Raw genomic sequence first — 11,485 nt, forward strand, 5'->3', positions numbered from 1 at the left:
CAATGCTGCGCATCGAATGCCCCTGCTGCGGTCTGCGCGACCATGACGAGTTCCGCTACGGCGGCGACGCTTCCGTCACGCGTCCGGCCCACGACGATCCAGATCCAGAGGCCTGGTACCGTTACGTTTATATCAGGGCAAATCCGGCTGGCCTGCACCGCGAATTCTGGCAGCACGTGATCGGTTGCCGCCAATGGCTGGTGGTCGAACGCGACACGCGCAACCACGCCATCGCATCCGTCGATCTCGCCAGGCAATTGTCGGCCAGGAAACCACCCGCCAGGAAATCACCGGCATGAGTTCGAACCACAAGCGGCTGTCGATGGGTGGCCGTATCGACCGCGAGCGGCCGGTCGAGTTTACCTTCGACGGCCGGAGCCTGATCGGATATCGCGGCGACACGCTTGCCTCCGCCCTGCTCGCCAACGGCGTCACGCTGGTCGGGCGCAGCTTCAAATATCATCGTCCACGCGGCATTTTATCCGCCGGGGCCGAGGAGCCGAATGCGCTGGTCACGCTCGCAACCGCAGGCAGGCGCGAACCGAACCTGCCGGCGACGACGCTGGAACTCGCTGACGGCCTAATCGCTGAAAGCCTGAACCGCTGGCCATCGCTTGCCTTTGACGTGCAAAGCGTCAACGGCCTGCTGGCGCCGTTCCTTTCGGCCGGCTTCTACTACAAGACCTTCATGGGTCCGACGCGCCGCGCCTGGATGTTCTACGAGCACTTTATCCGCAAGGCGGCCGGGCTCGGTAGAGCCGGCACCGACCCTGATCCCGGCCGCTACGATATCAGTCATGCCTTTGCCGATGTCGCAATCGTCGGCGGCGGCCCAGCGGGATTGTCGGCGGCGCGCGCTGCCGCAGCGGCCGGCGTGCGGGTGGCGCTGATCGAGCAGGATTTCCTGCTCGGCGGCCAGCTTCTGGCGGAGCCGTCCGACAGCGCAGCGGACGCATGGTTGAGACAGGCCGAGGCCGAGCTGGAGAGCTCCGAACCCGTCACTCTGATGAAGCGGACAACCGCTTTCGGCATCTATGACGGCAATGTCATCGGACTGATCGGGCAACGCGACCCAAGCAATCCGCAGCTGGCCGGCGAAGTGCTGCAGACATTGACCATGCTTCGCGCCCGCTCGATCGTTTTCGCCACCGGCGCCATCGAGCGACCAATGGTATTCTCGAACAACGACCGACCCGGCGTGATGCTTGCGTCGGCCGCCCGGACCTACCTCAACCGTTTCGCCGTCCTGCCCGGCAAGAAAATAGTCGTCGCCACCAGCAATGACGGCGCTTGGCGCACCGCCTTCGACTATGCCGCAGGCGGCGCAGAGGTGACGGTTGCCGATCTGCGTGCAGCGCCGCCCGCCGCACTTGCCGCAGAAGCCGCACGGCTCGGCGTGGTGGTGCGGGCCGCAACGCGCATCGTCGACCTTAACGGCGGCCATGCCGTCAGGCGTGCAACGCTCAACGGACCGGACGGCCAGTCCGAGGCCGCCTGCGACCTGGTCTGCGTGTCCGGCGGCTGGTCGCCGACCGTGCATCTCACCTCGCACCTTGGCGTCAAACCTCAATATCGAGACGACATTGGCGGCTTCGTGCCGGGCGCGTTTCCGGCAGACCGGTTCGGCGCCGGCTCGATGATGGGAACTTATTCGACCGCCAGTGCCATCGAGGACGGTCATCGCGCCGGCACCGCGGCAGCATGCGGCAAGTCGGCGCCGGTGCCTGCTCCGTCGAAACTCGATCTCGGCGAGACCGCCGCGGCCCCGCTTCGCGAGGCCCTGGCCGCTGGACGTGGAAAGGCCTTCGTCGATTTCCAGATGGACGTGACGACCGGGGATATCGAGCTCGCCCATCGCGAGGGCTATCAATCGGTCGAGCACCTGAAGCGCTACACCACGCTTGGCATGGGCACCGACCAGGGCAAGACCAGCAATTTTTCGGCGCTTGCCGCGATGGCGGCCCTGCGCAACACAACCATCCCCGAGACCGGCGCCACGACCTTTCGACCGCCCTATACGCCGGTCGCCATCGGTGCGCTTGCCGGGCGCGCCATCGGCCATCATTTCAAGCCGATCCGCCGCACGCCGATGCACGACTGGCACATGGCGAACGGCGCCGAGATGCTGGAGGTCGGGCTCTGGATGCGGCCCTATTTCTACAGGCAATCCGGGCTCGACGTGAACGAAGCGTATGTCGCCGAAATGCGGAGTGTGCGCCAGACCGCTGGCCTGATGGACATCTCCACTCTCGGCAAGATCGACGTCCAGGGCCCGGATGCCGCGATTTTCCTCGATCGCATCTACGCCAACGGCTTTGCCAAACTGCCGGTTGGCCGTGCGCGCTACGGCGTCATGCTGCGCGACGACGGCATCGTCTTCGACGACGGCACCACGACGCGGCTGGCCGAGAACCGGTTCTTCATGACCACCTCGACCGCCAAGGCCGCCGACGTGCTGTCGCGGCTTGAATTCCTGCTCGATATGGCCTGGCCGGATTTGCGCGTAGCCGTGACCTCGGTGAGCGATGAATGGGCGGCGATGTCGGTTGCGGGACCGAAAAGCCGTGCAATTCTTGCTGCGGCATTTCCCGCTCTCGATGTTTCCGACGCGGCACTTGCGCATATGGGATTGCTCGAAAGCGAATGGCAGGGCCGTGCGCTCCGCATCCTGCGTCTCAGTTATTCCGGCGAGCGCGCCTACGAAATCTATGTCGGCGCAACTGCCGGTGAACAGCTTTGGAGCCGCCTGCTCGAAGCTGGCAGGCCGCTCGACTTGAAACCTTACGGCGTCGAGGCGCTCGGCGCGCTGCGCGTCGAAAAGGGCCATGTCGCCGGACCTGAAATCGATGGGCGCACGACGCTCGACGATCTTGGCCTCGGCCGCATGGCGGGCAAGCGTACCGGCTTCGTCGGCGACGTGCTGCGACGGCGCCCCGCCTTCCAGGCGCCCGACCGCCAGCGCCTGGTCGGACTGGAATGCATCGAAGAGGGGAAACTCCTTCGCGGTGGTGCCATCCTGTTCCTGCCGGGCGAGATGCCTTACGGCCACGGGCGCGGCCGCGTGACCTCCGTCACCTTCAGCCCTGAACGCGGCCACTATGTCGGGCTGGCCTTGCTTGCCGGCGATGTCGGCAGCGAAGGAAGCGAGGTCGTGGCCGTCTATCCGATGAAAGCCGAAACGGTCCGTGCCCGCGTCGTCTCGCCGATATTCCTCGATCCGCAGGGGGAGCGACTGCATGGCTAGCCCGGATTTCAGCCTGTCCGTGGTCGATTGCCCACTCATCCAGATCGAGGGCTGGGACGGCACGCTGGCGCAATTCGAATCGAACCTTTCGGCATCACTCGGCACGAAACTTCCTGCCTCGGTCGGAGAGACGGTCCGTCACAAAGGTTTTCTCGTCATCCGCGTGGCGCCTCGCCGCTTGTGGCTGGCTCTCGACGACGGCGCGCAAGCATCTCCGCTTGCCGTCGACCCGGATCTCGGCTGTTCGGTTTCTCTCGGCGAGGGTCGCGTGCGTTTCAGAATGGCCGGGGCGGACATCGCAGGAGTGCTCTCCAGATGCATCGCCGTCGATTGGTGCGCGCCGGCGGCCGCCCCGGGCCGCGCCGTGCTGACATCCTTGCACCATGTGCCCGTGCTGTTCCTGCGCACCGGCGAGACCGCGTGCGAACTCATCGTGCCGCGAAGTTTTTCGCAAAGCCTCTCGGACTGGGTTGCCGGACTGGATTGCTGACGCCGCTGGTAGGGAAAGGACCAGGGCGCGAGCGCTCGTCTCAGGCGGCGCTCCACGGTCTTGCCCCTTGGATGATCTCTTGAGCACGTTCGGCAAAGCGACCGGCGAGCGGCGACTTGCTGGCGGCATCGGCCGACGCCGCGCTGCCTGCCCGCGCCCGGTCGGCGATGCCGACGAAGATCACAGCGAAACGGAACAGTGAAAAAACCAGGTGGAAGCGTTGCAGGGGCGCAGTGGGCACGGCATGCGTGAAATAATGGTCGAGGAATTCGCGCTGGCTGGGGATGCCGAGGGCGGCATGATCGAGGCCGAGGATGCCGCCATATTCGTCCGGGGTCGAATGCCAGGTCATCGAGCAAAAGCCGAGATCGGCGAGCGGATGGCCGACCGTCGACAGCTCCCAATCGAGAATGCCGATCACCTCCGGCTTGCCGGGATGGAACAGCAGATTTCCGAGGCGGAAGTCGCCATGGGCGATCGACACGCGTCCATCATCCGTGGGCAGATGCTGCGGCAACCAGTCGGCGACCGCTTCGAGTGCCGGAATTCTGTCACTCGGCGATTCCCTGAGCTGCCGGGTCCAGCGGCCAATCTGGCGCTCGAAATAGTCGCCGGGCCGGCCGTAGTCGCCGAGACCGACCGCGTCGGGACGGACAGCATGCAGTTTGGCCATCGCTTCGGCCATGCCGAAATAGATGGCGCGTCGCTCCGCGGGTGAAAGGCCCGGCAGCGAACAGTCGTGGAAGACGCGACCATCCAGCCGCTCCATCAGGTAGAACGGCGTGCCGAGCGGCTCGGCGCCGGCGTTATAGAGCACCGGCCGCGGCACCGGCACGTTGGTCGCTCCGAGCGCTTCAAGCACGCGGAACTCGCGGTCGACGGCATGCGCCCTGCGCAGGATCGGCCCGGCCGGTTTCTTGCGCAGCACCATGCGATGCGCACCATAGTCGACGAAGTAGGTGGGGTTGGACTGCCCGCCGCCGATCCGCTCGAGCGTCATTGCGGCATCGCCGAAGCGGTTCGCGAGAAAGCCCTTCAATGCAGCAGGATCGAAATCCGCATTCAACGGCATCTTTTCCTCCTGAGATGCCACCCCGCGTCCGCTATGCCTCGCCTTCGAAGGTCCAGCGCCAGAAGCCCCTCTCCTCGTCGTTGAGGAAACGGTTCAGCACCATCTTGTGGACCTCATCGGCGCCGTCGACCAACCGCGCCTGGCGCGCATAGCGGTAGATCCATTCGAGCACCGTGTCCTTCGAATAGCCTCGCGCGCCATTGATCTGGATCGCCACATCGGCCGCGTCATGCAGCACATTGGCGACCTGGACCTTGGCCATCGATACTTCCTTGCGGGCAAAGCCGCCGCGGTCCAGTTCCCACGCAGCCTTCATCACCAGGATGCGGCCGATCTCGATGCGCATGGCGAGTTCGCCGAGCTTCAGCTGGACGCTTTCGCGGTCGGCGAGGCGCTGGCCGAAACCATAGCGCACGGCAGCGTAGGCGCGCGCGATCTCGACGCAACGCTTGGACAATCCAAGCCAGCGCATGCAGTGGGTAAGCCGCGCTGGGCCGAGCCGCACCTGCGTCACCTTCATGCCCCTGCCCTCACCAACCAGCATGTCCTCGACAGGGATTTCGAGCCCATCGAATTCGAGCTCGCAATGCCCGCCATGCTCCTCCGGGCCCATGATCTCGATGCGGCGAATGATGCGCCAGCCCGGCTGGTCCTTGTGGAACATCAGAGCCGACAGACCATGGCGCGGATCGTGCGAGGTTCGCGCGATCAGAATGAAATGGCTGGCCTCCTCGGCGCCGGTGATGAACCATTTGCGGCCGGTCACCACATATTTGTCGCCGCGCCGTTCAGCACGCGTCATGATCATCGAAGGGTCCGAGCCGCCGCCGGGATGCGGTTCGGTCATGGCAAAGGCCGAGCGCACCTTGCCCTCGATGATCGGCTGCAGCCATTTTTCCTTCTGCGCCGGCGTGCCGAGCGCCTCGAGCACCATCATATTGCCATCATCGGGCGCTGCCGAATTGAACACCACGGGTCCGAAGATCGACCGGTTCATCTCCTCGTAGCAAACCGCAATATCCATCTTGCCGAGACCGGCGCCGCCGCTTTCCAGCTTGAGCTGCAGGCACCACAGGCCCGCCATACGCGCCTTGGCGCGAAGCGTCTCCAGCAGCGGCAAGGCGATGTTTCCATGTGCGTCATAGGACGTCTTGTCGGCCTCGAGCGGCAGGATCTCACGCTCGACGAAGTCGGCAATGCGGACGCGGTAATCTTCGGTGCGGGCGGGAATGTCGAAATTCATGGACAAACTCCCAGCGATGAAACGAGGTGGCCACCATCGATGGACGAGATCGCTGAAAAGCATCGGGTCCATATCTGAAATCGAGCGCGCGCTCGTTTTCCTTATTCGCCTCTATCCTCTTTTGCAGCTGCCGTCATCCGGCGAAGCGTGGTTCCGCCACGCCCTTGATGCCAAGGCCGGTTATCGCGAAGAGGCTGCCGCGCAGGACGCCATCGCCGGGGAGGCGCGGTAACGACCACCACGACTTCGATCTTCATGCCGTCCTCCTCTGTTGGCACCGTGCGGCGATAGGCGAGCCGCCTCAGAACGCGACCTTGTCGCCGCCCTTCAGTGACAGGATCTCGCGCGCCTCGTCGGGCGTCGCCACTTCCATGCCGAGCCCCTCGATGATCTTGCGGGCAAGCACCACCTGCTCGGCGTTCGATTTCGCAAGCTTACCCTTGCCGGCCCACAGACTGTCTTCGAGCCCGACGCGGATGTTGCCGCCAAGCGCTGCCGATTGCGCCGCGATGCGCAATTGGCTGGCGCCGGCGCCGAGCACCGACCAGCGAAACTGGTCGCCGAACAGCCGGTCGGCAGTGCGCTTCATATGGGCGACGTCTTCGGGATGGGTGCCGATGCCGCCAAGCAGACCGAACACCGACTGCACGAAGAACGGCGGCTTGACCAGCCCGCGATCGGCGAAGTGCGAGAGATTGTAGAGATGGGCGATGTCGTAGCACTCGAACTCGAAGCGCGTGCCGTTGTCGTAGCAGGTCGCAAGGATGTATTCGATGTCCTTGAACGAGTTGCGGAAGACCAGGTCACGCGTCGCTTCCAGATGCGGCTTTTCCCAGTCGAACTTGAAAGTCTCGTATTTGTCGACGAGGTGATAGAGCCCGAAATTGATCGAGCCCATGTTGAGCGAGGCGACCTCTGGCTTGAACTCGGCGGCCGGGCGCACGCGTTCCTCGACCTTCATGTAGGGACTGCCGCCGGTGGTGATGTTGATGGCGGCATTGGTGGCCTGCTTGATGCGCGGCAGGAAGCGGGCGAAGGCCGCCGGCGTCTGGTCGGGCTTGCCGGTCTCGGGGTCGCGGGCATGCAGGTGCAGGATCGCCGCACCTGCCTCCGCCGCCGCGATCGCCTCGGACGCGATCTGGTCCGGCGTGATCGGCAGATAGGGCGACATGGTCGGTGTATGGATCGCCCCTGTCACCGCACAGGTGATGATAATTTTGCCCCTGGTCTGCGTAGCACCGGGCTTGCGGCTTGTTTCCGTCATCTTCCAAACTCCTGATCCGATTTTTTCTTGTGCGCGGCCAGCGCCATCAGTCGGCGGTCGCGCCAAACCTGCCGTTCGCCGAGTTCTTCCCGCGGCAGCCGCTTGCGGCGGTCGGCCTCCACCGTCTCGATGACTTCGCCGGCCCAATCGACGCGGCGCAGCATCTGCGGAAAAATGTTGGCATAGATCGATTGATAGCGCTCGATATAGTCGCGTACACCGCCCGGCGCATTAAGGTCGATTGTTTCGAACGGACCCATGAACGACCAGCGCAGCGCCAGCCCGTCGCGAATGCCGATATCGACATCCTCGACGCTGGCATAGCCGTCGTTGACAAGTCGAAAAGCCTCCTCCAGCAGCGCGCCCTGAAGGCGGTTCATGATGAAGCCGTCGAGCTCGTGCTTCATCACCAGCGGCGCGTGGCCCGCATCGACGAGGAAGGCGCGGGTCCTTTCGACCGTTTCGGAAGACGTCCATGGCGCCGGCACGACTTCCGCGGCCGGAATGAGGTAGGGCGGATTGATCGGATGCACGACCAGGCAGCGGTGCCGCCGTTGCAGATGGTCGGTGAATTTCGACGGCAGCAACGCTGAGGTGGAACTGGCGATCACCGCTTGCGGACCGGCCATTGCATCGATCTGCGAGAACACCTCGCGCTTCACGTCGAGGTTTTCGGGCGTGTTCTCCTGGATATGGACCGCATCGGCCAGCGCTTCTTCGAGCTCCGCAACGACGGCAATGCGACCAAGCACGACGTCGACTGCCTGTCCCCGCAGCAGATCGTTCGCCGCGAGGTCGCCGAGCACGCCGGCGATATAATCATGCGCGCCGGTCGTCGCGGCTGGCGACTGGTCCCACATCCGCACGTCATGACCGGCGCGGGCAAAACTGATGGCCCAGGCCCGTCCGATGAACCCGCTGCCGACAATCGCTACTTTCACCATGGTCGGGCTCCTCAAAGGGTTTCGACATTGCCGTCGACGCCGAGCGACTGGCCGGAGATGTTGATCGCCGCATCTGACAACAGGAAGGCGACCATCGCGGCGACGTCATAGGGGCTGGTCATGCGGCGCAGCGAGATGTTGTGGAGATAGCGCTCCGTCATCTCTTCGTTCGACACACCGAGCTGTCTGGCCCGGTCGGCGATGACCTTGTCGATGCGTGGTCCCTCGATGATGCCGGGCAGGATGGCGTTGACCCTTATGCCGTGCGGCCCGACTTCCTTGGCAAGGCTTTGCGTGAAACCGATGACGCCGAACTTGGCCGCCGAATAGGGGGTGCGATAAGCGTAGCCATGGCGGCCGGCGGCGGACGACATCGAGACGATCGAGCCGCCGCCCGCCGCCTTTATCAGCGGCACGGCACGCCTGGCGCAGAGGAACTGGCCGGTCAGGCAGATCTCGATGCAGCGCCGCCACTCCGCCGGATCGATTTCGTCGACGCCCCCGGTCGGCCCGGCAATGCCGGCATTGTTGATCAGCGCGTCGAGGCCGCCGAGCTTTTCCTTCACCGTCTCGAACAGCCGGTCGACGTCGTCGTCGCGCGAGACATCGGCCTTGACCGCGGCGACCAGAGCGATCCTGTCCGGAGCGGCGGCCAGCGCCTCGTCGGAGACGTCGCAAACGACGATGCGCGCGCCAAGCCGCGACAGCGTTTCTGCAATGGCCAGGCCGATGCCGCCGGCGCCTGCCGTCACCAGCACGCGCTGCCCCTTCAGCCCGGTCAGAAAATCGTCCAGGGATGACGGTGCCCCTTTACTTATCGCCGTCGCACTCATCGTCCGATCCTTTCTCATTGCAGCCGCCGTTCGCGCAGCGCCATGACAGCGCCCAGAACGACCAAACCGTACAGTATTGCGCCCTTGTCGCTTAGAGGAGTGTGGTGCCAGCCAGCAGCATCTGCAGCGCCGTGAGCAACAGCACACCGCTAGACGTTCTCCACAATGTGAGTTCCATCAGTGTCCTGAAATACGAAAATTTCCGGAGACGATATGACGGTATCATCTGTAGAAATCAATATCGACGAGTCTTCTCCAAAAGTTAACAAAACTCCATTCTGCTCGTCAGTAACGTCGGTGACAATATCTGGAGTAATTTTAATCATAATGTATGCTTTGATGGCCGTGTATACGGTAATTGCACTTCCCTCCGAGAACATTATTGAACATGTATCCAGTGACTTCACCAAGCTGCTAAAAGTCTTTCCAACCAGCCTATCTCGTAGTACTTTCATCTGAGGAGACTCCTTGGTCTAGTTAGAAATGTGCGCAAAGCGGATCGTCCCTGGAGATGGGCTTTCCTGTAAAAGGGTTGACAGTTTGGGGCCACCAATCGACTGAGGCGCAAAGTACGTTGAACCATTGGATACCATCGTGCGCCATGTTGACAATCCAGCCGCTGGTAAATGAGCGCTTTTGCTTCGGGACAAACCGCGTCCAGACATCTCGCAGCTCACGGAGCCACCGGTCGAAAAAGTTCAGTGCGTTGAAATCACAATGATCAGCCAGCCACCGCCTCGGCTGATTCTCAGTCGAGGTCCCGGGCCGAGACTACAATTGCTCGCGTGACGCGGATATCAGGGACGGGGAAGGTTCGATTAGCCCCTAAGGCAGTCCTGGGGGCTGCTCCTGCGGGAACTTGTTTTCGTCTATGATTGCCACGGCCTGCTCGATGCTGTCTCTCACCTCGAAATCGATCCAGTGTCCGTCCATCAGATGCGTTTGTCTGGCACAGGCGAGGAAATACCTCCCGGCCTGCTGCGCAACAAAGTTGAGTTGCCTCCTCTCATTGATTTTAATTCCCTCTGGCGGATCGGTGTACACACCCCAGATCGCATCCTCAGCCGTCAACTTCACTGGCATCTCTGACGGAGCGTAGACCCTGGTAACCATCAGGCTGTGCCGGAAAGACGAGGAGCCATTGATGAACTCGATCTCTACCGACCATTCTGCTGGCACGACGATGGTGAGATTGCCGCCCCAGTAACCGTTGAAGTCGATAATGTCGGTCCGGATGTTGTCCCTGCGATACCGCTCGACTTGGTTCCAATCGGCAACAATCTCTATGGCGACTGTCTTGGCTGAGGGATCGTTCTTGATCCAGCTCGGGACGAAAGCCTCCCCGGCCAGTGCAATTCCAGGCAACAACCCCAAGGTGACGGCGAGAAGGGCAAGGTGAGCAAAGCGCGCCATCGCAATCAGAGGCTCCTCCCGAGCGGGCGGCCGAGCGCAAGCGACCGCCAATCGAGTTCGACCTGGCTTGTTCCCTAAGGAAGAGACTACGCTTGAAATAGCATCCACACCAGCAAACCCAGAATACGCTCTCATCAACAGCCGGAAACAGCGCCATCGCTGCGATATTGTCGGGTTAGAATTGCCTGCAGTGCGTCATTGCGAGGGCGACGGACGATTCCGTAATGTGAAATTTCTACTTCAGCTGTTGCGAAGGGTCTGTTGCGCAATTCGCCAGGCCTGCTCCACATGCCGCCGGGCCGCGGCTTCGGCGGCATCGCCGTTGCACGACTTGATCGCGTTCATAATGTCGGTCATTTCGGCAATTGCGGCATCGCGGCGATTCTCCGAAGCGATGGTCATGGAACGCAGCTGGTTGATGCGGACGTTCAGACCCTGGACGATCTCCCAGGCGATGCGCTTGTCGGCGGCATCGAAAAGCACCTCGTAGAATTTTGTGGTCGCCCGCATCACCTCGATCGGATTGGCTGATGCCCACGCCTTGAGCAGCACATCGAACGCGCGCTCAAGCGCGGCGATCTGGCCCTCAGTCGCCGTCAGCGCGCAGGCGCGCGCCGCAATGCCCTCCATCAGAGCGCGCAGTTCATAAATCTCGTCGGTGCGGCTGAGATCCGGCCGGGCCACCGCGGGTCCGTGGCCTGGTATCATCTGGACAAGGCCCTCAGTCTCCAACTGCCGCAGAACCTCGCGCACCACCGAGCGACTGACGCCGAGCTGGTCGCAAAGCGGCCGCTCGACCAACCGTTCGCCGGGCTGGAAGTGAAACCCCATGATCGCATCGCGCATGCGCTCCAGCGCCAGCGTTCTCAGCGTCTTGGCGGATCGTTCGATCCTCAGTGTATCGTCGACCAATTCATCACCTCCCAGCATCCGCAAACAAACAGATTCGACGATCCGTTGACAAGCGATTTGGTCTTCAATA

Annotated in this window: 11 protein-coding genes; 4 read left to right on the forward strand and 7 right to left on the reverse strand. The window is 62.8% G+C overall.

Features of this window, described 5'->3' with window-relative positions:
* Positions 1-2 precede the first annotated feature (2 nt).
* Genes AC0L28_RS16610 through AC0L28_RS16620 form a run of 3 tightly spaced genes read left to right on the forward strand, consistent with a single transcriptional unit; the run spans position 3 to position 3,734 of the window.
* The gene (locus AC0L28_RS16610; protein WP_023800457.1) at positions 3-299 is read left to right on the forward strand and encodes a sarcosine oxidase subunit delta; all 297 of its coding nucleotides are present in this window, start codon (positions 3-5) and stop codon (positions 297-299) included.
* Entirely contained in the window at positions 296-3,244 is a 2,949-nt protein-coding gene (locus AC0L28_RS16615) for a sarcosine oxidase subunit alpha family protein (protein WP_473478786.1), read from the forward strand. Before AC0L28_RS16610 ends, AC0L28_RS16615 begins: the two co-directional genes overlap by 4 nt.
* Positions 3,237-3,734: an aminomethyltransferase family protein gene (locus AC0L28_RS16620; protein WP_128245444.1), complete on the forward strand. Its 498-nt coding sequence runs from the start codon at positions 3,237-3,239 to the stop codon at positions 3,732-3,734. Before AC0L28_RS16615 ends, AC0L28_RS16620 begins: the two co-directional genes overlap by 8 nt.
* 40 nt (positions 3,735-3,774) lie before the next feature.
* Here the strand turns inward: AC0L28_RS16620 and AC0L28_RS16625 are convergent, their stop codons facing one another.
* Both AC0L28_RS16625 and AC0L28_RS16630 read right to left on the reverse strand, forming a co-directional pair.
* Positions 3,775-4,806, reverse strand: a complete 1,032-nt coding sequence (locus AC0L28_RS16625) for a phosphotransferase family protein (protein WP_473478788.1) — start codon at positions 4,804-4,806, stop codon at positions 3,775-3,777.
* A 31-nt stretch (positions 4,807-4,837) separates the two neighbouring features.
* Positions 4,838-6,049, reverse strand: coding sequence for an acyl-CoA dehydrogenase family protein (locus tag AC0L28_RS16630; protein ID WP_473478790.1), 1,212 nt, complete (start codon positions 6,047-6,049; stop codon positions 4,838-4,840).
* On the opposite strand from AC0L28_RS16630, the gene AC0L28_RS16635 reads away from it, so the two are divergent.
* On the forward strand, positions 6,036-6,281 hold the full coding sequence (locus AC0L28_RS16635) for a hypothetical protein (RefSeq protein WP_287171690.1): 246 nt from the start codon (positions 6,036-6,038) through the stop codon (positions 6,279-6,281). The two genes, AC0L28_RS16630 and AC0L28_RS16635, sit on opposite strands and share 14 nt — an antisense overlap.
* 69 nt (positions 6,282-6,350) lie before the next feature.
* On the opposite strand, the gene kce is transcribed toward AC0L28_RS16635, so the two are convergent.
* The 5 genes from kce to AC0L28_RS16660 form a co-directional block, all read right to left on the reverse strand.
* On the reverse strand, positions 6,351-7,313 hold the full coding sequence (kce, locus tag AC0L28_RS16640) for a 3,5-dioxohexanoate:acetyl-CoA acetone transferase (protein ID WP_128171861.1): 963 nt from the start codon (positions 7,311-7,313) through the stop codon (positions 6,351-6,353).
* Entirely contained in the window at positions 7,310-8,257 is a 948-nt protein-coding gene (locus tag AC0L28_RS16645) for a 3-hydroxyacyl-CoA dehydrogenase (protein WP_473478794.1), read from the reverse strand. The genes kce and AC0L28_RS16645 overlap by 4 nt, the downstream gene beginning before the upstream one ends.
* Before the next feature lie 11 nt (positions 8,258-8,268).
* Positions 8,269-9,090, reverse strand: a complete 822-nt coding sequence (locus AC0L28_RS16650) for an SDR family oxidoreductase (RefSeq protein ID WP_473478796.1) — start codon at positions 9,088-9,090, stop codon at positions 8,269-8,271.
* A gap of 825 nt (positions 9,091-9,915) precedes the next feature.
* The gene (locus tag AC0L28_RS16655; protein ID WP_473478799.1) at positions 9,916-10,503 is read right to left on the reverse strand and encodes a sulfocyanin-like copper-binding protein; all 588 of its coding nucleotides are present in this window, start codon (positions 10,501-10,503) and stop codon (positions 9,916-9,918) included.
* A gap of 240 nt (positions 10,504-10,743) precedes the next feature.
* The gene (locus tag AC0L28_RS16660; protein WP_473478802.1) at positions 10,744-11,415 is read right to left on the reverse strand and encodes a GntR family transcriptional regulator; all 672 of its coding nucleotides are present in this window, start codon (positions 11,413-11,415) and stop codon (positions 10,744-10,746) included.
* Between the last annotated feature and the right edge of the window lie 70 nt (positions 11,416-11,485).

It is taken from the genome of Mesorhizobium sp. WSM4847 (assembly GCF_055811335.1).